Here is a 20455-nt window from a genome sequence, read left to right as displayed (position 1 = left end):
TCGTGGGCGTCAGCAGCAGTCACGACGTCGGGAGAGAGAGACGGCATGGACCGCGGGACAGTCGGCAGCGCACAGTCTGGCCGGCTTCTGGTGGAGGTGCGGGAAGAGGGCTCTAGCGCCGTCGTGACCCCGGCGGGTGAGCTGGATCACCACACCGCCGATCTGTTGCGTGAGCCACTCGAGGACTGCCTCGCCAAGGGATTCAAGCGCCTGGTCATCGACTGCGCGCGGCTGGAGTTCTGCGACTCCACGGGCCTCAACGTGCTCCTGGGGGCGCGACTGAAGGCCGAGGCCGCAGGAGGCGGTGTGACGCTCGCCGGCATGCAGCCGGTAGTGGCACGCGTGTTCGAGATCACTGGCGCGGATGCGGTCTTCAGCGTCCATGACACGCTTGAGGCGGCCCTGGCCGACGAGTCGGGCTGACCGGCGGTGCGTGGGCACGCCGAGCCTCGGCCATCCCTCTGTGACCGGTGCCCTGACCCCGTCACGCCTTTCGCGCCGAATACGCAGGTGTTCCCCCGGTCCGCCCGGGCAGGAGACATCCTGGAACGGTCGGCTGTCAGGGCGGCGGGGGCGCCGCGAAACCGTCGTGCCGCGCACTGCGTGACTGACTGTGTAGTGAATTTTTTGAATCGTGAACTGGTGAATCGGTGAGGTGAAGCGCTGATGAGCACCACCCGGCCCTACTCGCCGGGCGACCGCGGGCCGGAGCCCAGCGGCGCTTCCGGGGCGTCCGAGGGTGGCGTACCCGTGAGCGGTGCGTCCGGCGAGGGCGTGGCCGCGCCCTCCGGAGCCGCGGCACCGCCGGGGGGCCGGCAGGTGCGCCGGCTGAGCTTCGACGGGGTGAGCGGTGTCGTTCCGCTCGCCCGTGACTTCGCCCGCCAGGCGCTGTACGCGTGGGGCTGGCTGCCGGCCGCCTCCGCCGACCGGCGGGCCGCCGCCGAGGACGTCCTGCTCGTCGTCTCCGAGCTGGTCACCAACGCCTGTCTGCACGCCGAGGGGCCGGACCAGCTGTGGATCACCTGCGACAACAAGGTGATCCGCATCGAGGTCGCCGACCGCGGCACCGGCCAGCCGTCGCCCCGCACCCCGCACCGGGCCGGCCGTCCGGGCGGCCACGGCATGTTCATCGTCCAGCGGCTGTGCCTGGACTGGGGCGTCGTCCGCACCCCCGGAGTCGCCGGCAAGACGGTGTGGGCCGAACTGGGCGCCCCTGCCTGACCCGCGTCCGCTGCGGGCACGCCGGGTGGCGGGCTCGGGCTGTTTCGCGGGTTCGGACTGTTTCGCGGGTGACTGTCCGGGTGGCGGGCTTCGACTGCTCCCGGGTGACCGTCTGGGTGGTGAGCTGTGGCTGCTCCGGGGTGACCGTCTGTGTGGGGCGGGCTTCGGCTGTTCCTCGGGTGCCGTGCGGGTGCGGTTTCGGGTTTCTTCTCGGGCGACCGGCGGGGTACGGGCGCCGCGCACTCCTTGGGTGAGCGACCGGGTGCGGACCCGGCGTGCTCTTTGGGTGGCCGACCGGGTGCGGCTTCGGGTTTCTTCTCGGGTGACCGGCGGGTGCAGGTGCTGTGCACTTCTTGGGTGAGCGACCGGGTGCGGACCCGGCGTGCTCTTTGGGTGGCCGACCGGGTGCGGCTTCGGGTTTCTTCTCGGGTGACCGGCGGGGTACGGGCGCCGCGCACTCCTTGGGTGGCCGACCGGGTGCGGCTTCGGGTTTCTTCTCGGGTGACCGGCGGGGTACGGGCACCGTGCACTTCTTGGGTGGCCGACCGGGTGCGGACCCGGCGTGCTCCTCGGGTGGCCGACCGGGTGCGGCTCGACCGACTGGCTGCAGGCGCCGCCCACTCCTCGTGTGACCGACCATGCGCGGATCCCGGGCTCTCCTCGCGCGGCCGTTCGGGTGAAGGGTCGCGCGTGCAGTACGCCGGTGGCTGCCCGCCGGCCCGACGGCCCGACCGCCCGGCTGCCCTGGCGGGCCCGGGTGAGCCGCCCCGCGGAACCCCCGCCGCGCATCCCCCGCTGCACAGCCCCGCCCGTCACTCACCACACGCCGGATACCCACAGATCCGGCGTGCACTGTGTCTTCCTTCCTCAACGCCCCGGGCGTACCTTGACGGCCCGATCTGATACGCCGTCAGGAACAGGAAGGGGAGCGGCTCCGTGTCGTACCGGAATCGAACCGCCGCGCTCGCGTCCGCCGCGGCCCTGGCCGGCTCGGCGGTGTTGATGGCCGCCCCCACGGCCTGGGCCGAGGTCGTCGACGTCAACTACCAGTGCAAGACGCCGATCGGCGACAAGAGCGCCGTCTCGCCCATCGACATCAAGGGGGTCAGGAGCGGCAGCGGCTACCGGATCACCATGTCGTGGCAGAAGGGCGTCTCCTCCAGCCCGGTCGAACTGGGCAAGGGCGCCATGACCCCGAGCGCCACCATCGCCCTGGGCGGCGCGGACAGCGGCACCCTGACGGTGACCGGCCCCGCCAACGACGCCGCGATCCCCGCCAACACGCCGATCAAGATCAACGACCTGAGCGGCACGTACACGCCGAAGAAGAGCGGCGAGGTCACCTTCACGGCCGGCGTGCTCACCATCAAGGCGCTCGGCACGACGACCACGTGCACGCCGACGAACGACCCGGGCCCGTCCCTGACCCTCGACGTCACGGCCGTGAGCGGCGGCGGCGCCACCGGCTCCACCCAGGGCGGCGGCCCCGGTCCGGGCTCCGGCTCCGGCGACGAGCTCCCGCAGACCGGCCCAGATGACTCGGCCGTCGCCCTCGGCACCCTCGGCGGGACGGTCCTGCTCGCCGGCGCGGCGGGCGCCCTGTGGCTGTCACGACGTCACCAGGGGGCGCGCGTGCGGGTTTCACGGACTCGCTGAGCGCCCGCCCGTACGACCGCTGGAGCCGCCGATGCCGTACGTCGCCCGTGTTCCGTACCTGTCACTGCGTCTCCTGCTGGTCCTCCTGCCGGCCCTCCCGCTGGTGCTCCTGCCGGGCCTGGCGGGCGCCGGGCCCGCCGGAGCGGCGGACCGGCCGGTCGTCGAGCTGTCCAGGGCCCAGGCCGGGACGGGCGGTTCGGTCACCGTGACCGGTAGCGGCTGGCGGCCGCGTGCCCTGCTGACGCTGCTGGTCTGCGGACAGGCCGAGCCGACCCGGGGCGTGACCCGCGGCACCAACTCCTGCGCCAACGCCGACGGCCGGGCCGTCACCACCGACGCCGAGGGGCGTTTCCGCCGCGAACTGCCCGTCGTGGAACCGCCCGTGCCGTGCCCCTGCGTGGTGCACGTGGCGACGGTCACCGGGCCCGGGGCCGAGGCCGACGCGGTCCTCCGGGTCGCCGGGCACGCGGTCGAGCCACTGCCCGCGGACCGGGCCGGCGGGCGGCTGTCCCTGCTCGCGGACACCCGGCTGCGGGGCTCCAGCGGGCTGCTGACCTGGTTCGGCTCCCCGCCCGCCCGGACGCTCGTGGTCACCGTCGGGAACGTCGGGACGTCCCCCGTGAAGGACCCCGTCTTCCAGGTCGGCACCGCCCACGGCGTGTTCGCCCCGCAGTGGCAGGACCAGCGCTGGCGCGGCACGATCCGGCCCGGCGGCAAGGCGCGCATCGAACTCCCCGTGGAGCTCGCGGCCGGGGCGCACGGCGACTACACCGTGTCCCTGAAGTACGGCGGCAAGGTCCTCGCCGAACACCCCTGGGGCGTGGGCCGCCCCTGGGGCGTGACCCTTTTCTGGGTCCTCGCCTGCCTGGTCGTCCCGGCGGCGCTGTTCCGCGCCGGCCTGGCCGTCGTGGACCGCGCACGCCCCCGCCACCCGGTCCACGCGGCACGCCCGCCCCGCCGCCGTCCGCGCCTACGTGTGCGTCTGCCCGCCGCGCGCCGGTCCCCGGCCCTGCCGTGGGTCTCCCCGGACGCCGAACCGACGAGGTCGACGAGGTCGACGAGGACATGAGAAGGGCCGCCGCACCTTTTCGAGGTGCGGCGGCCCTTTCGTCAGGATCCGGCGGGACGGCTCAGTGGACGTCGCCCATCAGCGCCTTGACCTGCCTGCGGTACATGTACACCGCGACACCCGCCAGGGCGGCGAGGACCGCCTGCGCCGCGACCGCGCCCGTGCCGCTCAGGTCGACGCCGCCGACGGCCGGGTTGGAGAGCAGACCCGTCACCGAGTCGCCCGCCGTGACCGCGAGGAACCAGACGCCCATCATCTGGCTGGCGTACTTGGCCGGGGCCATCTTCGTCGTCACCGACAGGCCGACCGGCGACAGGCACAGCTCACCGACGGTCTGGATCAGGTAGATGCCCACCAGCCACATCGGGCTGACCAGCGTGTCACCGCCTGCCATGCCCAGCGGCAGCAGGAAGAAGAAGAACGAGACACCGACGAAGAACAGCGCCGCGGCGAACTTGGCGACCGTGCTCGGCTCCTTGCCCTTGCGGTTCAGCCACAGCCAGAACCAGGCGAAGACCGGGGCCAGGGCCATGATGAACACCGGGTTCAGCGACTGGTACCAGGACGACGGGAAGTCGAAGCCGAGCAGCGAGCCGGAGGCCTTCGTCTCACCGAACGCCTGGACCGTGGAGCCGCCCTGGTCGTAGATCATCCAGAAGACGGCGGCCGCGACGAAGAACCAGATGTAGCCGGTCATCTTCGACTGCTCGACCGCGCTGAGCTCCTTGTCCCGCTTGATGCGGATCAGCACACCGGCCGGGATGATCAGGCCGATCACCGTGAGCGGGATCATCGCCCAGTTGAGGGTGAAGTGGCCGGTGAAACCGACGACGCCGTAGAAGACCGCCGCGACGGCCAGCCAGAGCAGACCCTTGCGCAGCCAGGACGCGCGCTCCTCGGCCGCCAGCGGCTTGGGCACCAGGTTGCTCTGCGGGCTCAGGTTCCGGGTGCCGACGAGGAAGGCCACGAGACCGATGGCCATACCGACCGCGGCGAGGCCGAAGCCCAGGTGCCAGCTCACCTGCTGGCCGACCGTGCCGATGATCAGCGGCGCGAAGAAAGCACCCATGTTGATGCCCATGTAGAAGATCGTGAAGCCGCCGTCACGGCGCGGGTCGTCCGGGCCGTCGTAGAGGTGGCCGACCATGGTGGAGATGTTGGCCTTGAGCAGGCCGGAACCGAGTGCCACCAGGGCCAGACCGGCGAAGAAGGGCGCCTGGCCGCCCGGCAGGGCCAGCACCAGGTGACCCGACATGATCGTGACGGCCGCGATGGCCACGGTCTTGCGCGGGCCCCAGACGCGGTCACCGAGCCAGCCGCCCGGCATGGCGAGCAGGTACACCATCGACAGGTAGACGGAGTAGATCGCCGTGGTGGTGGCGAGGTCCATCCCGAGCCCGCCGCCCACGCTGCCCTCCTTGGCGTCGGGCCCGCCGGAGAGCAGGTACACGACGAGCAGGGCCCGCATGCCGTAGAAGCTGAACCGCTCCCACATCTCGGTCATGAACAGAGTGGCCAGTCCGCGGGGGTGGCCGAAGAAGGTCTTCTCGGAGCCCGGGGTGCCCGGGCGGGCCGAGTCCTTCGTCAGGCTGGACGCCATGGTCGTTCCTTGCTGGTCGGGACGCGCTCCGCAGCAGCGGTGGTGCGCCCGGTGGGGGGCTGCGGCACCGGTGCGTACGGCCGTCCGCCCGACGCCTACGGGCGTCCGCTCCGGGGCACGGAGCGGTGGGCGGTCGCCACCGGGATCCACGCCTCTACGCGCGTATCCGCACGACGAGGCCCGGCCACAGGTCGTTTCAGGTTCGGGGCTGGCGGGCACCAGCCCGCTCGCGAGTCCGCACACAAAAGAGACCTCCAGGGGCAAACAGCCTCCGAAGGTCGCCGTGGTGCTACAGGCGTTGATTCACCATACGGCAGGACACTGCCGCATATGGAAGGACTTGAGACACGGATCACAGGTGTCGGGGGAACCGCAAGCACTGTTTCCAAGGTCCTTACCAGGATCGCACCCCACAGGCAGAGGTCTGTGCGCGTACCCGCGGAACGTAAGAAAAGGGTTTGCCGCGGGTAAGAATCGAGGCTTCCGGTCACACCCCAGCTCAGGGGCTTGCAGGTCTACCATCACCTCATGACCCGTGTACTGCTCGCCGAGGACGACGCGTCCATCTCGGAGCCTCTCGCCCGTGCTCTGCGCCGGGAGGGCTACGAGGTCGAGGTGCGTGAGGACGGACCCACCGCCCTCGACGCCGGAATGCAGGGTGGCGTCGACCTGGTCGTGCTCGACCTGGGCCTGCCCGGCATGGACGGTCTGGAGGTGGCCCGCCGTCTGCGTGGCGAAGGCCACAGCATCCCGATCCTCATCCTGACCGCCCGCGCCGACGAGGTGGACACCGTCGTGGGGCTCGACGCGGGCGCCGACGACTACGTCACCAAGCCGTTCCGGCTCGCCGAGCTGCTCGCCCGCGTCCGCGCCCTGCTGCGCCGCGGCGCCGCCGAACCGCAGCAGCCGCCCGCCACCCACGGCGTGCGGATCGACGTCGAGTCGCACCGCGCCTGGATGGGCGAGGAGGAGCTCCAGCTCACCGCCAAGGAGTTCGACCTGCTGCGGGTGCTGGTGCGCGACGCGGGCCGGGTCGTCACCCGCGACCAGCTGATGCGCGAGGTCTGGGACACCACCTGGTGGTCGTCGACCAAGACCCTCGACATGCACATCTCCTGGCTGCGCAAGAAGCTCGGCGACGACGCGGCCAACCCCCGGTACATCGCCACGGTGCGCGGTGTGGGTTTCCGTTTCGAGAAGAGCTGAGCCGCGGGGCAGGCACGGGTAGGCACGGGTAACAGGACATGCGCCGCCGACTGATCCAGTCCACGCTCGCCGTGGTGCTCGTCGTGATCGCCGTCTTCGGCGTCTCCCTCGTCATCGTCGAGACCAGGACGATCAGCAACAGCGCCCAGGAGCGGGTGGAGTCCGAGGCGGTCCGGCTGGCCAGCATCGTCGACAGCCGGCTCTTCGGGGCGCAGCAGGTCGACGCGGACGTGCTGCGCGAGCAGGTCACCCAGAACCGCTACTACGCGGTGATCCGGATCCCCGGGGAAGCGCCCATCGAGGTCGGCTCCAAGCCGTCCGGTGACGTCATCAGCGCCACCGCGCCCGGCGAGGAGGGCGAGACGGTCACCGTCCAGGAGCCGCGCTCCTCGGTGACCCGCGAGGTCGGCCGCACCCTGCTGATCATCGCGCTCGTGGCGCTGCTCGCCGTGGTGGCCGCGGTGCTGCTGGCGGTCCGCCAGGCGAACCGGCTGGCGTCGCCGCTGACCGACCTCGCGGAGACGGCCGAGCGGCTCGGCTCGGGCGACCCGCGCCCGCGGCACAAGCGGTACGGCGTGCCCGAGCTGGACCGGGTCGCGGACGTGCTGGACGGCTCGGCCGAGCGCATCGCGCGCATGCTCACCGCCGAGCGGCGACTGGCCGCGGACGCCTCCCACCAGCTGCGGACGCCGCTCACCGCGCTGTCCATGCGGCTGGAGGAGATCACCCTCACCGACGACCCGGACACGGTGAAGGAAGAGGCGACGATCGCGCTGACCCAGGTCGAGCGCCTCACGGACGTCGTCGAGCGGCTGCTGACCAACTCCCGCGATCCGCGTACCGGCTCCGCCGTCACCTTCGACCTCGACGAGGTCATCCAGCAGCAGCTCGCCGAGTGGCGCCCCGCCTACCGCAGCGCGGGCCGGGCGATCGTCAGCTCCGGCAAGCGGCACCTGGAGGCCGTGGGCACACCGGGGGCGGTCGCGCAGGTGCTGGCCGCGCTGATCGAGAACTCCCTGATGCACGGCGGCGGCACGGTGGCGCTGCGCACCCGCGTCACCGGCAACCAGGCCGTCATCGAGGTCACGGACGAGGGCCCCGGTGTCCCCGCCGATCTCGGCGCCCGCATCTTCGAGCGGGCCATCAGCGGCCGCAACTCCACGGGCATCGGCCTGGCCGTGGCCCGGGACCTCGCGGAAGCGGACGGCGGCCGTCTGGAGATGCTCCAGACCAAGCCTCCGGTGTTCGGCCTGTTCCTGTCCCGCACGCCCGTCCGGAAGTCCCTCGGCGGCGAGGACGAACCGATGATCCGCTGACGCGGACGGGCCGATGATCCGCTGACGCGGATCGGCCGATGATCCGCTGAAGCGCGGCGGGGAACGGGCCTACGGCACCCGCTGCCGGGCCGCCCGCGACCGCTTGGCCCGCTCGCTCTTCAGGATCGATTCCGCGTCCGCCACCGCCTCACGGGCCGGAAGGGCGCGGAACACCCAGCTGCGGTACGACCAGAAGCGGAACAGCGTGGCGACCCCGATGCCGAGGAACTTGAAGATGTTGTTCTGCAGCGGGGTGTCCCAGCCGAAGCCGTACGTGGCCGCGTACAGGATGCCGTTCTCGATGACCAGCCCGATCGCGCTGAACAGCAGGAACAGGCTCATTTCCCGCGTTCGGCGGCTCTTGTCGCGGTCGCGGTAGGTGAAGTAGCGGAAACCGACGTAGTTGAAGATGATCGCCACGACGGTCGCGATGACGCTCGCGCGCACCACCTGGAGGTCGGTGACATGCCGTACCAGGTTGAACACGAGGAGGTTGACGAGCACCCCGGCACCGCCCACCGCGCCGAACTTGGCGACTTCGTGGACCAGCCGTCGGAGCCGCGAGGCACCATGTCCCATGGTCGTGCAGGCCCCCGTCCGTGGTCGGCGTCAACCCAGCCATGCTAACCACCCTCCAGCGCGATCTTCCTGCGGGCGGCGGCGGACGGCCGGAGATGGTCCGGGCAGGGCCGGGGTGGGACAGGAAACCGGCCACCCTGGCGCGGCCGATACCCTGGGGGCGTGACGTTCCCGGTAGTCGGCATGGTCGGCGGGGGCCAGCTCGCTCGTATGACACACGAGGCAGGCATCCCGCTGGGCATCAGGTTCAAGCTCCTCAGTGACACCCCGCAGGACTCAGCTGCGCAGGTCGTGAGCGATGTCGTCGTCGGCGACTATCGCGACCTGGAGACGCTGCGCGCCTTCGCACGCGGGTGCGATGTGATCACCTTCGATCACGAGCACGTACCCACCGAGCATCTCAGGGCCCTGGAGGCGGACGGCATCCCCGTGCGTCCCGGCCCCGACGCGCTCGTGCACGCCCAGGACAAGGGCGTGATGCGCGCGAAGCTCGACGCGATCGGCGTGCCCTGCCCCAGACACAGAATCGTTTCCGATCCGCAGGACGTGGCCGCCTTCGCGGCGGAGGGCGACGGCTTCCCTGTCGTCCTCAAGACCGTCCGCGGCGGCTACGACGGCAAGGGCGTGTGGGTCGTCGACTCCGTCGAGGAGGCCGCCGACCCGTTCAAGGCCGGCGTCCCCGTGCTCGCCGAGGAGAAGGTCGACTTCCTCCGCGAGCTCGCCGCCAACGTCGTACGCTCCCCGCACGGCCAGGCCGTCGCCTACCCGGTCGTCGAGTCCCGCCAGGTCAACGGCGTCTGCGACACGGTGATCGCCCCGGCCCCCGGCCTCGACGAGGCCCTCGCCCTGCGGGCCGAGGAGATGGCGCTGAACATCGCCAAGGAGCTCGGCGTCGTCGGGCACCTCGCCGTCGAGCTGTTCCAGACCCGCGACGGCCGCATCCTCGTCAACGAACTGGCGATGCGCCCGCACAACTCCGGCCACTGGTCGATGGACGGCGCCGTCACCAGCCAGTTCGCCAACCACGTCCGGGCGGTCCTGGACCTGCCCCTCGGCGACCCGCGCCCGCGCGCGACGTGGACGGTCATGGTCAACGTCCTCGGCGGCGACTACCCGGACATGTACTCCGCGTACCTGCACTGCATGGCCCGCGACCCGCAGCTCAAGATCCACATGTACGGCAAGGACGTGAAGCCCGGCCGCAAGGTCGGTCACGTCAACACCTACGGCGACGACCTGGACGACGTGCTGGAGCGCGCCCGTCACGCAGCCGGCTACCTGAGAGGCACCATCACCGAATGAGCCCTGTTGTTGGCATCGTCATGGGGTCGGACAGCGACTGGCCCGTCATGGAGGCCGCCGCCAAGGCCCTCGACGAGTTCGAGATCGCCTACGAGGTCGACGTCGTCTCCGCGCACCGCATGCCGCGCGAGATGGTCGCGTACGGCGAGCAGGCCGACGAGCGCGGGCTCAAGGTGATCATCGCCGGGGCCGGCGGCGCCGCCCACCTGCCCGGCATGCTCGCCTCCGTGACACCGCTGCCGGTCATCGGCGTGCCCGTGCCGCTGAAGTACCTCGACGGTATGGACAGCCTGTTGTCGATCGTGCAGATGCCGGCCGGTGTCCCGGTCGCCACGGTCTCCGTCGCCGGTGCCCGCAACGCCGGTCTGCTCGCGGCCCGCATCCTCGCGGCGCACGACGACGAACTGCGCGCCCGCATGCGCGAGTTCCAGCAGGAGCTGAACGACCAGGCCACCGAGAAGGGCAAGCGCCTGCGCTCCAAGGTCGAGGGCTCGGGCAGCTTCGGGTTCGGCGCGGGGAAGTGACGACGATGACCTCGGTGGAGGCCGTCCGGGAACTCCTGAGCGAGTTCCCGGTCGTCGACGGGCACAACGACCTGCCCTGGGCGCTGCGCGAGCAGGTCCGCTACGACCTCGACGCCCGCGATCTCGCGGCCGACCAGAGCGCCCACCTGCACACCGACATCCCGCGGCTGCGCGCCGGCGGGGTCGGCGCGCAGTACTGGTCGGTGTACGTCCGCACGGACCTGCCCGACCCGGTCGCGGCCACGCTCGAACAGATCGACTGCGTACGGCAGTTGCTCGACCGCCACCCGGAGGACCTGCGGCCCGCGCTGACGGCCGCCGACATGGAGGCCGCACGCCGGGAGGGCCGGATCGCCTCCCTCATGGGCGCGGAGGGCGGTCACTCCATCGCCAACTCCCTGGGCACGCTCCGGGGTCTGTACGGGCTGGGCGTGCGCTACCTCACGCTCACCCACAACGACAACGTGGACTGGGCGGACTCCGCTACCGACGAGCCGCGGGCCGGCGGTCTCACCGCGTTCGGCCGGGAGGTCGTGCGGGAGATGAACCGGCTCGGCATGCTCGTCGACCTCTCCCACGTGGCGGCGACGACCATGCGCGACGCCCTCGACGCGAGCTCCGCCCCGGTGATCTTCTCGCACTCCTCGGCACGGGCCGTGTGCGACCACCCGCGCAACGTCCCGGACGACGTCCTGGAGCGGCTGCCCGGCAACGGCGGCATGGCGATGGTGACGTTCGTGCCGAAGTTCTTGCTCCAGGCCGCCGTTGACTGGACGGCCGAGGCCGACGAGAACATGCGCGCCCACGGCTTCCACCACCTTGACACCACCGCGGAGGCCATGAAGGTCCACCGCGCCTTCGAGGAGCGGCACCCGCGCCCGGTCGCGACGGCGGCGACGGTCGCCGATCACCTGGACCACATGCGCGAGGTCACCGGCATCGACCACCTCGGCATCGGCGGCGACTACGACGGCACCGCGTTCACCCCCGACGGCCTGGACGACGTCTCCGGCTACCCGAACCTGCTCGCGGAGTTGCTGGACCGCGGCTGGTCGAAGGCCGACCTGGCGAAGCTGACCTGGAAGAACGCGGTGCGGGTGCTGGACGCGGCCGAGGACGTGGCACGCGGGCTTCAGGCCACGCGGTCGCCGTCCAACGCGACGATCGAGTCGCTCGACGGCTGAGTGCCGAGGGCGGGGTAGTCGGTGTAGCCGGTCGCCCCGCCCACGTACATGAAGTACCGGTCGCGCATCTCGTTCAACGGCGCCCCGAGCCGCAGCCGCGTCACCAGGTCCGGGTTGGCGAGGAAGGGCCGGCCGAGCGCGATCAGGTCGGCGCCGGCGGCCAGCAGCTCATCGGACGCCCGGAGCACACCGTCCGTGGAGATCTCCTTCAGGACCGGGTTGGCGACGATCACACCGGGCCAGCCGGCGCGCACCTTGCGGAACACCGGCGTGTCCGGGTCGGCGTACCCCAGGTGCAGATACGCGAGCCCCAGCCCGCCGAGCCGCTCGACGAGCGCCGGGTAGATCTCCTCCGTCTCGCCCTCCTCGATGCCGTTGACGGTGTTGCCGGGGGAGACCCTCAGACCCACTCGCTCCGGGCCGACCTCGGCGGCCACGGCCTCGGTCACCTCGGCGGTGAACCGGATCCGGGCGGCGACCGGTCCGCCGTAGCCGTCGGTGCGGAGGTTGGTGTTGCGGGCCAGGAACTGGTGGAGCAGATGGCCGTTGGCGGAGTGCACCTCCACGCCTTCGAACCCCGCGTCCAGCGCGTTGCGGGCGGCCTTCGCGAAGTCCGCGACGGTGGTGCGAATGTCCTCGGCGGTCATCTCGCGCGGTACCGGGGCCGGCTGGTGACCCTCCGGCGTGAAGATCGTCTCGGGGAGCGGGACGGGCGAGGGGGCGAGGGGCGTCAGCCCGCTGGTCGCCGGGTGGCCGACCCGGCCGCCGTGCTGGAGCTGGAGGAACATCCGTCCGCCCGCCTCCCGCACGGCGTCCGTGACCCGCCGCCAGCCGGCCACGTGCGCCGGGCTGTGGACGGCGGTGATGTTCGGGTACGTCTGCCCGACCGCGTTCGGCGTCGCGGCCTCGGCGATGATCAGCCCGGCGGAGGCGCGCTGGGCGTAGTACGTGGCCATCAGCGCGGTCGGGGTGCCGTCGGCCTCGGCCCGGTTGCGGGTCAGGGGCGCCATCACCAGACGGTTGGGCAGGTCCAGCCCGGGGAGACGAGCCGGTTCGAAGAGTGCTGTCGTGTGCTGCGTCATGCCCGTACGCTAGAACCTGACACGGATGTCAGAATCAAGCCCGGGAGTGGGACGTGCGGATCGGTGAACTGGCCCGGCGCACCAACGTGAGCGAGCGGTCGCTGCGCTACTACGAGAAGCAGGGGATGCTCACCGCCGAGCGGACGCCCGGCGGACACCGGGAGTACCCGGAGGCGGCCGTGGACCGGGTCATCCGGATCCAGGAACTGTTCGCCGCGGGGCTGTGCAGCGAGAAGATCGTCCAGCTGCTGCCGTGCATGCGGGACACGGACGGCGGGCCCTCGGTCCGCGCCACGCCCAACCTGGTCGCCGAGCTCACGGCCGAGCGTGCCCGCATCGACCGGATGATCGCCGACCTGATCCGCTCCCGGGACACCCTGGACGAGGTGATCGAGGCGGCCCGGGTGCCCTGAGAGCGCCGCCGCACGAGGTCCGGGCCGTACTCCGAACGCGCCGCCCACCAGGAACCCCTCAGCGCTCCGTGCGACGGTGACCGTACCTTGCGAACGACCGTACGGAGCCGCCATGGCAGACCTCCAGGACGACCTGCGCCCCACCGCCGCGGCCGGTGAGTTCGACAAGCTGTCCCAGTCGTACCCCGACGAGGCCGCCATGGCGGCGGAGCCGGCGGAGCCCTATGAGCCCGTCTCCGATCCGGACGACGCACCGATGGCCCGGGCTCACGCGATCCTCGCCGTCCACCCCGTCGCCGACGGCTACAACGGACTGCCCTGGGCGCTCAAGCGCCTGTCCTGTTACGACCTGGAGGAGGGCGAGAGCACCGTCGACACGGACGTGCCCCGCCTGCGCCGCGGGCATGTGGGCGCGCTGTTCTGGTCGCTGCACCTGCCCGAGGGCCTGGACGGCGACCGGGCCGTCGGCGCGACCCTGGAGCAGCTGGACCTGGCCAAGACCATCGCCCGGACCTGCGACGAGGGGCTGCGCCCGGCCTCCACGGCGGGGCAGGTCGCGGACGCCCGCAACTGCGGCCGCGTCGCCGTGCTCCTCGGTCCCGCCGGGGCCCCGGCCGTGGGTGATTCGCTGGGCATCCTGCGCCAGCTGCACTTCCTCGGCCTGCGCGTGCTGACGCTGACCGGAGTGTCCTGGGCGAGTGAGGCGGGACTGACGCGGTTCGGCGAGGAGGTCGTGCGCGAGATGAACCGGATCGGCGTGATCGCGGACCTCTCCGGTGCCTCCGTGCCGACCGTCCGCCGGGTGCTGAGCCTGTCCCGGGCGCCCGTGCTGTTCAGCCGCTCCGCCGCCCGGGCGCTGCGCCCCCACCCGGTCAACCTCCCCGACGATCTGCTGGCGGAGCTGGGCGCGGCCAAGGGGCTGTGCCTGGTGCCGCTGGCCGCGGAGCAGACCGGCCCGACCGTCCGCGACGTCGCCGATCACCTCGACCACATCCGGGACGTGGCCGGTGCGCGGTGCGTCGGACTGTCCGGCACGTACGACTCGGGTTCGGCCCACCCGCAGGAACTCGGCGACACCTCCTGCTATCCGCGACTGATCGCCGAGCTGCTGCGACGCGGCTGGGACGAGGCCGATGTGGCCCTGCTGACCTGGGGCAACGTCCAGCGGGTGCTGTGCGGCGCCGACTTCACCGCCCGCGCCGCCCGACAGCGACGCGAGCCGTCGACGGCGACCATCTCCGAGCTGGACGGGTGACCGGCAGGTGACTCAGGCGGTGTGTTCGATCCGGCACAGGCAGAACGGATGCCCCGCCGGGTCGGCGTACACCCGGAAGTCCTTCTTCTCGTAGTCCTCCCGGTCCAGCACCCGCGCCCCGAGCGCCAGCACCCGCTCCTCGGCCGCGTCGATCTCCTCCCAGGTCGACCCGCCGTCGAAGTCCAGGTGGAACTGCTGGGCGTTGCGGTCGGCCCGGGGCCACTCCGGCGGGGTGTGTCCGGGTGAGCGCTGGAAGGCGAGCCGCGGCCCGTCGGGAATCCGCAGCACCACCCAGTCGGGGTCGTCGTCCTCGGGCGTGCCGCCCCCGACCTGCGCGTAGAAACGGGCCAGCTCGCGCGGGTCGGGGCAGTCGACGACGACGGAACGGAAACGTGCCACAGCAGGCATGGGGCCTCCCGGTGTCAGCAGGCGCAGAGGCAGAACGGGTGCCCGGCCGGATCGGCGTAAACCCGGAACGTCCGCGTCCGGTCCTCGGCGTCCAGCGGCTTCGCGCCGAGCGCCAGCACGCCCTTCTCGGCCGCGTCCAGGTCCTCCACTACCAGGTCGAGATGGAACTGCTGCGAGCCGTCGGGCGACGGCCACTTCGGCGGCACGTACCCCGGGGACTGCTGGAAGGCCAGCGCCGCTCCGCCGGGCACCTTCAGGTCGACCCACTCGCCCGAGTCGTCGGCCTCCACCGTGGGAGTGCCGCCGAGCACCTCGGCGTAGAAACCGGCCAGTGCGCGCGGGTCGGGACAGTCCAGGACGACGACATCCAGCTTGGCGAGAGCCATGGCTTCCTCCTTGAAGCGGCTGTTACCTTCGCGGGTTACCTTATGAGTCGAGTAACCAGTAACCGTTACTGCATGCTCCCGCATTGGCGGTAACCTCGCAAGGGAAAACGCGAGAGGTACGGTCCAGCCATGACGGAGAGAGCGCCCGCGCCCGGCGGCCTGGCCCTGGTCGAGGCCCTGGTGAACACGCTGGACATCGAGTCGGGCGCCGACTCGCTGGACACGGCGGAGGGCCGGGCACGCTTCGGGATCACGCGGGACGAGGTCGAGGACACCCGCGCGCTGCGTGAGTCCCTGCGCGTGGTCCTGCTCGCCCACGCGGGCCACCCGCCGCACCGTGAGGTGACCCCGTTGGGCGACCTGCTGGCCGGGGCGCCGCTGCTGGTGGCGGTCGACCGGCAGGACGGCTCGGCGGCCCTCGCCCCGGCCGACGAGGGCCCCCTGCTCTCCCGTGTCGCCGCCGCCGTCGCCGAGGCCCTGGTCGCCGGCACCTGGACCCGGCTCAAGGCCTGCGAGGCGACCGACTGCCTCTGGGCGTACTACGACCGCAGCCCGGCCGGCCGGGGCCGCTGGTGCTCGATGCAGGTGTGCGGGGCCCGGGCGAAGATGCGCCGGTACCGGGCGAAGGGCTGACCTACGCTTCCTCCTCGCGGGGCGCCTGGGCAGCCGACGCCCGGGAGCCGACCAGGAGCAGGCACAGCACCGCGACACCGGCGACGATGCCGGTCAGTACGAGCAGCGGGTCGAGGGGGCGGGTGGCGGAGGCGGTCGTCTGCGTCTGCGGCTGCTGCGCGGGCTGTGCGGCCGGGGGCGGCGGGGACGCCTGCGGTGACTGGCCCGCGGCCGCCGGGGCGCCCGACGCGGCGGAGGACGGCGACGAGGACGGCATGCGCATCGTCGGCGGCCTGCTGCTCGGCGTGGTCCGGCTCGGCGCGGTCGCCCGGTGTCCCGAGGAGGAGCCGGTGTGGTGCTCGTGCGCCGTCGGTGCCGCCGTCGTCGCCGGGGCCGCCGCGCGGACCGTGATCCCGGCCGTCATGTTCGGGTGGACGGTGCAGACGTAGCCGTACGACCCGGCCGTGGTGAACGTGAAGCTCCAGCTCTCTCCCTTGTCGAGCATCGGGGAGTGGATCGGGACCGGGCCCGAGGTGGTCTTCACGTCGTGCGGTGCCGTGTCCTGGTTGGTCCAGGTCACCGTGGACCCCACCGGGACGCTCAGGCTCGCGGGCGAGAAGGCGTACCCCTTCATCGTCACGCTGTACGAGGCCGCCGACGCCTGCCCGGCAGGCAGCAGCGGCAGGGCGAGGAGCGTCAGGACGGCGGACACGGCGGCACCCCGGGCCGTCCGCCGGGCCGCCCTCACGCGAACTCCGCCGCGACCAGCAGCCGCAGCCGGGTGGCCGGCCGGCGCCACGGCAGCCGGAACCCGGTGGCGCGGCGCAGCAGCCGGTACGGCAGCCGGGCGTGCCCCACGACCAGCAGCCGGTCGTCGGCCCGCTCGACCACCCGCAGCCGCAGCAGGACGGGGAAGGTCAAGCCGTTCAGGTCGAGGTCGCCGGTGACCTGCAGTCGGCCGTGCACCTCGTCGACCTCCTCCGAGGTGAGCACGGCGGAAAGCAGACGGCCGTCGAAGTCGAAGCGGAACGAAGGGTGTTCGCTGTCCTCCGGCACGGTGAGGGACGCCTCGCCGAGCGTGATGCGACGGCGCAGGACCGGCACCGGCCCGTACCAGGCGGTGAGTTCGGTGAGCGAGCGGCCGGGGGCCACGGTGTACCGGCCGGGCAGCGGCAGCCGGCGGCCGGCGCCGTCGGGCGACTGGGGCGGGGGAGGGACGGTGGGCAGGGTGACGGTCGTCATCCCGGTCTCCTTGGAAGGCGGTTCCCGAAGCATGGCGATGGTGTGGAGAATGGAGCGGGCGCCGCTCCGGCCGGCTGAGCCCCGGCCGGAGCGGCGCCCACCTCTGTCCCGTCAGCAGTTGTTCGTGAGGAAGTCCGTGGTGGGCGTGAGCATCTGCCCGGCCCAGACGGTGTGCATCTTCACGTAGCTGTCGGGGTTGAGCAGGTCCGTGACCTGCTGTCCGAGCGATTCCTCCAGATGTGCCTTGTTGACGTGGTTCAGCAGCACGCTGAGGGTGTCGTCGAGCACCGTGCCGCCGCCTTCGACGGCGGGCTTGAGGATGCTCTCGACCCACACCGTGTGCATCTTGATGTACGAGTCGAGCGCGAGTGCGTCCTGCACCTGCTCGCCCGGGGACCGCTCCAGGTGTGCCACGTAGAGGTGCTGGAGGATCGGCAGCAGCACGTTCTGGACGCTGGTGCACTGCTCGTCGTCACCGGAGCCGCCACCACCGGTACCGCCCGTGGGAGTCGGCGTGGGGGCCGGTGACGAGGGGGGAGTGGGCGTGGGGCCGGTCGTCGGCGGGGCCGTCGGGGTGGGCGTGGGCGTGGGGGCGGGCGTCGATCCGCCGCCACCGCCGCCGGAGCCCTCGACGACCTTCACCGATGCCACCATGTCCGGGTGCACGGCGCAGTAGTACTCGTACGTCCCCGCCTTGGTGAAGGTGTACGACCAGGAGTCGCCCTGCTCCAGCGTCCCCGAGTCGAACTTCACCGGGGCCTTGGTGGTGGTGACCGTGTGCGGCACGCTGTCGTGGTTGGTCCACTGGACGGTCTGGCCGACCTCGACGACGAGTTGCTTCCCGTCGCCGAACTTGTTGCCCATGATGTCGACCTGGTAGTCGGCCTTGGCGGCGGCGGGCCGTGCCTCGGCGGCGGCCACGGGCGCCTGAGCCGCGCCCGTGTCCTGCTCCGAGCCGGCCGGCGTGGAACCGGAGACCGCGCTCAACAGCCCGAGGCTGAGCACGGCGGCCAGCGCCGCACCGAGCCCGGCGACCAGCAGACCCCGGTTCCCGGCGGGCGGCCTGCGCTGCCCCTGACCGGTCTCGTCGCTCTCGTTCTTTCGTTTCACTTCTGCTCCTTGTGCTTGGGGGAGTTCAGCGGCCGGGGTCGGCCGTGACCAGCAGACTCGTCACGGCGAGCACGACGAGGACGAGCCCCGTCTCGACCGCGACCGAGTAACCGAAGGGCCGCACGGTGGCGGCGTCGCCGCGCAGCAGCACGGCGAGATCGAGGCGGGTGCGCACCCACTGGCGGCTCGCGAACGCGGCGAGCAGGACGGCCCCGAGCACGCCCGTCTTCAGCAGGAGCAGCTGCCCGTACGAGGTGTGCAGCAGGGCGTCGTACGACCCCACCACCTGCCAGGCGAGCACCAGCCCGGCGCCGACGATCCCGGTGACACTCGCCGCCGCGAGCCGCGAGTAGCCCGGCACCACCACCGCCAGCTCCCGGGCCCGGCGACGCGGCAGCACGGCCAGCGCGAGCACGGCCAGCCCGCCGATCCACAGCGAGGCGCCGAGCAGATGGACGAAGTCGGCGACGGCACCCCACGTGGGCTCGGGGCCCTCGGAGCTGTGTCCCGTCATGCCGGTCGTCCGCAGCAGCCCGAACGTCACCGCGAGGGCGCCCACCCGCCAGCCCGGGGAGCGGGAGGTGCGGGCCCCGCCCTGGAGCAGGGCGCCGAGCACCACGGCCGCCAGCACCCACAGCAGAGCGCGGGCGGCGAGCACGACCCCGGGCTCGGTGGCCAGCAGATCGGCGTACGGCGTCGGGCGCAGCGCGTCCCGCAGTCCGCCGAGCGTGCCGTAGGCCCCCTGGAGGCCGATGCTCGCGACGGTGGCCAGCAGACCGACCGTCCAGGCGAGAACGAGCAGCGCCCGGGACCGCGGCTCGGCCGCGCCGTGCGGCCACAGCAGCACGACGAAGGCGAGGCCGCCGACGAACAGGGCCAGCGCGAGATAGCCGGCCCAGCGGGCGGTGACGAGGGCCTTGCGCAGCGAGGGCGAGGGTGCCGGAGGGGAGGTGGCGGCCTCCTCGCCGCCGGTCTTCGCGGCCGGTGCGCCGATGGTGAGGGCGATCCGGCCGGAGGATGCGTGTCCGTCCTCCGCGTCGACCACGGACCACATGACGGCGAGCTCACCGTGCTCCCGGGCGGGGAGCGCGACCCGCACGGCATCGGCCCCGCCGCCCGGCGCACGGGACACCGGCAGCCGGTCGCCGCCCATCGTCAGCACACGGACGTCGGCGAGGTCGACGGCCTCGTCGAAGGTGAGGGTGAGGTGGCCGGGGGCCTTCGCCAGGTCCGCCCCGTCCTTCGGCGAGGACGAGACCAGCTCCGTGTGGGCGAAGGCGGCCTGCGGCGCTCCGGCCAGGACGTAGAGGAGCGGGGTGAGCAGGAGCAGGAGCAGGGCGCGGCGGACGGGCGTGGTCACGGGGTCGCCTCCGGCCCGGGGGACGCGATGCCGCCGAGGAGGCTGCCGGCAGGGGCCAGGCCGACACAGGGGGAGGGCTGCGGCGCGGGCGTCTCGTCCGCGCTGCCGAGCAGCCCGAACACGGGCTGGGTGAGCCCGCCGAGGAGCGGTTGTACGAGGGTGACCTCGCCGTCCTCGCAGGTGTCGCCGTCGGCCGGGGCGGACCCCGACGGGGTGGGCGTGGGTGTGGGCCTGGGGGAGGGGGAACCGGTGCCGGAGGGCGGCGAGGGCGGGAAGGGCGTATGGCCGGTGTGGCCCGACCCGTCCGCGCCGCCGGTGCCGTAGCCGGCGCCCGCGCCGATTCCGCCGTACCCGGGCAACGGGCCGTTGCCGATGGGGACTTGGCCAACACCGGTGCCCGGATCCGATACGCCGGTGCCGCCCGGCGCGGCCGGTGCGGGGTTCGCCGGCGCGGTGGCCGCGGGCGGTGATGCGGGGGGAGCGGCGGTCTGCGTGCCGCCGGAGGCGGAGGGGGCACCGATGCCCGACGCGTAGCCCAGCACGATGACCACGGCGCCGACGAGCGCGCCGGCCACCAACTCGTCGCGGTGATCCCGCGGCCACTCCGCCCGGGAGAACAAGGGCATGGGGCACTCCTGGCATGGTCAGGTCAAGCCAATGGAAGGTGTGGCGAATGACGACCAGTGGAGTGGAAGGGGGATTCCGTGCAACTACGCGTCTGTTAATCGATTGTTGCCTGACCCTCTCTACCGGTGGGCAAGCCTGTGAGAACGGTCGATTCCGAGTGCTGCTCGAATAGAATTCGAACTCATATTGATGATTTCGAGGGCGGCGGCGTATGTCGAGGCCGAAGGAGGCTGCCGATCCTTGGGACGCCTGCCCCGAGCACGGCCTCGGCGGCCGGGTGCGACACCGGAATGCGCACAGGAA

General features: G+C 72.2%; 22 protein-coding genes. 12 read left to right on the top strand and 10 right to left on the bottom strand.

Annotated features, from left to right (window positions below; translation table 11 throughout):
- Positions 1-45: 45 nt before the first annotated feature.
- The 4 genes from ACH4G3_RS29095 to ACH4G3_RS29080 all read left to right on the top strand — a co-directional run bounded on the left by ACH4G3_RS29095 (position 46) and on the right by ACH4G3_RS29080 (position 3946).
- Complete coding sequence (locus ACH4G3_RS29095; protein WP_030242586.1) at positions 46-423, top strand: STAS domain-containing protein; 378 nt, start codon at positions 46-48, stop codon at positions 421-423.
- A gap of 243 nt (positions 424-666) precedes the next feature.
- The gene (locus tag ACH4G3_RS29090; RefSeq protein WP_397627289.1) at positions 667-1221 is read left to right on the top strand and encodes an ATP-binding protein; all 555 of its coding nucleotides are present in this window, start codon (positions 667-669) and stop codon (positions 1219-1221) included.
- 936 nt (positions 1222-2157) lie between these two features.
- Positions 2158-2877: an LPXTG cell wall anchor domain-containing protein gene (locus ACH4G3_RS29085; RefSeq protein ID WP_397627288.1), complete on the top strand. Its 720-nt coding sequence runs from the start codon at positions 2158-2160 to the stop codon at positions 2875-2877.
- A gap of 31 nt (positions 2878-2908) precedes the next feature.
- On the top strand, positions 2909-3946 hold the full coding sequence (locus ACH4G3_RS29080) for a hypothetical protein (RefSeq protein ID WP_397627287.1): 1038 nt from the start codon (positions 2909-2911) through the stop codon (positions 3944-3946).
- Between the two features lie 61 nt (positions 3947-4007).
- Here ACH4G3_RS29080 and ACH4G3_RS29075 read toward each other — a convergent pair whose 3' ends face one another.
- The gene (locus ACH4G3_RS29075) at positions 4008-5546 is read right to left on the bottom strand and encodes a peptide MFS transporter (RefSeq protein WP_397627286.1); all 1539 of its coding nucleotides are present in this window, start codon (positions 5544-5546) and stop codon (positions 4008-4010) included.
- Positions 5547-6074: 528 nt separating this feature from the next.
- On the opposite strand from ACH4G3_RS29075, the gene ACH4G3_RS29070 reads away from it, so the two are divergent.
- A complete protein-coding gene (locus tag ACH4G3_RS29070) occupies positions 6075-6752 on the top strand; it encodes a response regulator transcription factor (RefSeq protein WP_010034575.1) in 678 nt (225 codons plus the stop codon).
- A 38-nt stretch (positions 6753-6790) separates the two neighbouring features.
- On the top strand, positions 6791-8068 hold the full coding sequence (locus ACH4G3_RS29065) for an ATP-binding protein (RefSeq protein ID WP_020274208.1): 1278 nt from the start codon (positions 6791-6793) through the stop codon (positions 8066-8068).
- A gap of 69 nt (positions 8069-8137) precedes the next feature.
- Here ACH4G3_RS29065 and ACH4G3_RS29060 read toward each other — a convergent pair whose 3' ends face one another.
- On the bottom strand, positions 8138-8647 hold the full coding sequence (locus ACH4G3_RS29060; protein WP_397627285.1) for a GtrA family protein: 510 nt from the start codon (positions 8645-8647) through the stop codon (positions 8138-8140).
- Positions 8648-8809: 162 nt separating this feature from the next.
- Here ACH4G3_RS29060 and ACH4G3_RS29055 point away from each other — a divergent pair, with 162 nt between their 5' ends.
- Genes ACH4G3_RS29055 through ACH4G3_RS29045 form a run of 3 tightly spaced genes read left to right on the top strand, consistent with a single transcriptional unit; the run spans position 8810 to position 11657 of the window.
- Complete coding sequence (locus ACH4G3_RS29055; protein ID WP_354744350.1) at positions 8810-9949, top strand: 5-(carboxyamino)imidazole ribonucleotide synthase; 1140 nt, start codon at positions 8810-8812, stop codon at positions 9947-9949.
- Positions 9946-10473 (top strand): 5-(carboxyamino)imidazole ribonucleotide mutase, encoded by a 528-nt coding sequence (gene purE / locus ACH4G3_RS29050; RefSeq protein ID WP_397627284.1) that lies wholly within the window; start codon positions 9946-9948, stop codon positions 10471-10473. The genes ACH4G3_RS29055 and purE overlap by 4 nt, the downstream gene beginning before the upstream one ends.
- 5 nt (positions 10474-10478) lie before the next feature.
- Positions 10479-11657: a dipeptidase gene (locus tag ACH4G3_RS29045; protein ID WP_397627283.1), complete on the top strand. Its 1179-nt coding sequence runs from the start codon at positions 10479-10481 to the stop codon at positions 11655-11657.
- Here the strand turns inward: ACH4G3_RS29045 and ACH4G3_RS29040 are convergent.
- Entirely contained in the window at positions 11606-12739 is a 1134-nt protein-coding gene (locus tag ACH4G3_RS29040; RefSeq protein WP_397627282.1) for an alkene reductase, read from the bottom strand. The two genes, ACH4G3_RS29045 and ACH4G3_RS29040, sit on opposite strands and share 52 nt — an antisense overlap.
- A 53-nt stretch (positions 12740-12792) precedes the next feature.
- On the opposite strand from ACH4G3_RS29040, the gene ACH4G3_RS29035 reads away from it, so the two are divergent.
- Both ACH4G3_RS29035 and ACH4G3_RS29030 read left to right on the top strand, forming a co-directional pair.
- Positions 12793-13152 (top strand): MerR family transcriptional regulator, encoded by a 360-nt coding sequence (locus ACH4G3_RS29035; RefSeq protein ID WP_020274489.1) that lies wholly within the window; start codon positions 12793-12795, stop codon positions 13150-13152.
- A 112-nt stretch (positions 13153-13264) separates the two neighbouring features.
- Positions 13265-14407, top strand: coding sequence for a dipeptidase (locus ACH4G3_RS29030; RefSeq protein WP_397627281.1), 1143 nt, complete (start codon positions 13265-13267; stop codon positions 14405-14407).
- A gap of 12 nt (positions 14408-14419) precedes the next feature.
- On the opposite strand, the gene ACH4G3_RS29025 is transcribed toward ACH4G3_RS29030, so the two are convergent.
- Positions 14420-14815 carry a VOC family protein gene (locus ACH4G3_RS29025; RefSeq protein ID WP_397627280.1) on the bottom strand — a complete coding sequence of 132 codons (396 nt, stop codon included), beginning with the start codon at positions 14813-14815 and terminating at the stop codon, positions 14420-14422.
- Positions 14816-14829: 14 nt separating this feature from the next.
- Complete coding sequence (locus ACH4G3_RS29020) at positions 14830-15201, bottom strand: VOC family protein (RefSeq protein WP_397627279.1); 372 nt, start codon at positions 15199-15201, stop codon at positions 14830-14832.
- A 129-nt stretch (positions 15202-15330) separates the two neighbouring features.
- Between ACH4G3_RS29020 and ACH4G3_RS29015 the strand changes: the two genes are divergently transcribed.
- Positions 15331-15834: a CGNR zinc finger domain-containing protein gene (locus ACH4G3_RS29015; RefSeq protein WP_397627278.1), complete on the top strand. Its 504-nt coding sequence runs from the start codon at positions 15331-15333 to the stop codon at positions 15832-15834.
- A gap of 1 nt (position 15835) precedes the next feature.
- On the opposite strand, the gene ACH4G3_RS29010 is transcribed toward ACH4G3_RS29015, so the two are convergent.
- The 5 genes from ACH4G3_RS29010 to ACH4G3_RS28990 form a co-directional block, all read right to left on the bottom strand.
- The gene (locus ACH4G3_RS29010) at positions 15836-16525 is read right to left on the bottom strand and encodes a cupredoxin domain-containing protein (RefSeq protein ID WP_397627277.1); all 690 of its coding nucleotides are present in this window, start codon (positions 16523-16525) and stop codon (positions 15836-15838) included.
- A 32-nt stretch (positions 16526-16557) separates the two neighbouring features.
- Positions 16558-17055 (bottom strand): hypothetical protein, encoded by a 498-nt coding sequence (locus tag ACH4G3_RS29005; RefSeq protein ID WP_397627276.1) that lies wholly within the window; start codon positions 17053-17055, stop codon positions 16558-16560.
- A 111-nt stretch (positions 17056-17166) separates the two neighbouring features.
- A complete protein-coding gene (locus ACH4G3_RS29000; RefSeq protein WP_397627275.1) occupies positions 17167-18165 on the bottom strand; it encodes a cupredoxin domain-containing protein in 999 nt (332 codons plus the stop codon).
- 25 nt (positions 18166-18190) lie between these two features.
- Positions 18191-19525, bottom strand: coding sequence for a copper resistance CopC/CopD family protein (locus tag ACH4G3_RS28995; RefSeq protein WP_397627274.1), 1335 nt, complete (start codon positions 19523-19525; stop codon positions 18191-18193).
- Positions 19522-20151, bottom strand: coding sequence for a hypothetical protein (locus ACH4G3_RS28990; RefSeq protein ID WP_397627273.1), 630 nt, complete (start codon positions 20149-20151; stop codon positions 19522-19524). The genes ACH4G3_RS28995 and ACH4G3_RS28990 overlap by 4 nt, the downstream gene beginning before the upstream one ends.
- Between the last annotated feature and the right edge of the window lie 304 nt (positions 20152-20455).

The organism is Streptomyces afghaniensis, assembly GCF_044327915.1.
GTDB classification, from domain to species: domain Bacteria; phylum Actinomycetota; class Actinomycetes; order Streptomycetales; family Streptomycetaceae; genus Streptomyces; species Streptomyces afghaniensis.
This window is presented reverse-complemented; position numbering and strand designations above follow the sequence as displayed.

What these genes read in the sequence shown, in the direction of transcription:
- ACH4G3_RS29065 (WP_020274208.1), top strand. Translation starts at nt 6,791, where the DNA reads ATGCGCCGCCGACTGATCCAGTCCACGCTCGCCGTGGTGCTCGTCGTG.
- ACH4G3_RS29025 (WP_397627280.1), bottom strand. Translation starts at nt 14,815, where the DNA reads ATGCCTGCTGTGGCACGTTTCCGTTCCGTCGTCGTCGACTGCCCCGAC.
- ACH4G3_RS29015 (WP_397627278.1), top strand. Translation starts at nt 15,331, where the DNA reads ATGACGGAGAGAGCGCCCGCGCCCGGCGGCCTGGCCCTGGTCGAGGCC.
- ACH4G3_RS29020 (WP_397627279.1), bottom strand. Translation starts at nt 15,201, where the DNA reads ATGGCTCTCGCCAAGCTGGATGTCGTCGTCCTGGACTGTCCCGACCCG.
- ACH4G3_RS29080 (WP_397627287.1), top strand. Translation starts at nt 2,909, where the DNA reads ATGCCGTACGTCGCCCGTGTTCCGTACCTGTCACTGCGTCTCCTGCTG.
- ACH4G3_RS29090 (WP_397627289.1), top strand. Translation starts at nt 667, where the DNA reads ATGAGCACCACCCGGCCCTACTCGCCGGGCGACCGCGGGCCGGAGCCC.
- ACH4G3_RS29060 (WP_397627285.1), bottom strand. Translation starts at nt 8,647, where the DNA reads ATGGGACATGGTGCCTCGCGGCTCCGACGGCTGGTCCACGAAGTCGCC.
- ACH4G3_RS29005 (WP_397627276.1), bottom strand. Translation starts at nt 17,055, where the DNA reads ATGACGACCGTCACCCTGCCCACCGTCCCTCCCCCGCCCCAGTCGCCC.
- ACH4G3_RS29040 (WP_397627282.1), bottom strand. Translation starts at nt 12,739, where the DNA reads ATGACGCAGCACACGACAGCACTCTTCGAACCGGCTCGTCTCCCCGGG.
- ACH4G3_RS28990 (WP_397627273.1), bottom strand. Translation starts at nt 20,151, where the DNA reads ATGCCCTTGTTCTCCCGGGCGGAGTGGCCGCGGGATCACCGCGACGAG.
- ACH4G3_RS29075 (WP_397627286.1), bottom strand. Translation starts at nt 5,546, where the DNA reads ATGGCGTCCAGCCTGACGAAGGACTCGGCCCGCCCGGGCACCCCGGGC.
- ACH4G3_RS29030 (WP_397627281.1), top strand. Translation starts at nt 13,265, where the DNA reads ATGGCAGACCTCCAGGACGACCTGCGCCCCACCGCCGCGGCCGGTGAG.
- ACH4G3_RS29095 (WP_030242586.1), top strand. Translation starts at nt 46, where the DNA reads ATGGACCGCGGGACAGTCGGCAGCGCACAGTCTGGCCGGCTTCTGGTG.
- ACH4G3_RS29070 (WP_010034575.1), top strand. Translation starts at nt 6,075, where the DNA reads ATGACCCGTGTACTGCTCGCCGAGGACGACGCGTCCATCTCGGAGCCT.
- ACH4G3_RS29045 (WP_397627283.1), top strand. Translation starts at nt 10,479, where the DNA reads ATGACCTCGGTGGAGGCCGTCCGGGAACTCCTGAGCGAGTTCCCGGTC.
- purE (WP_397627284.1), top strand. Translation starts at nt 9,946, where the DNA reads ATGAGCCCTGTTGTTGGCATCGTCATGGGGTCGGACAGCGACTGGCCC.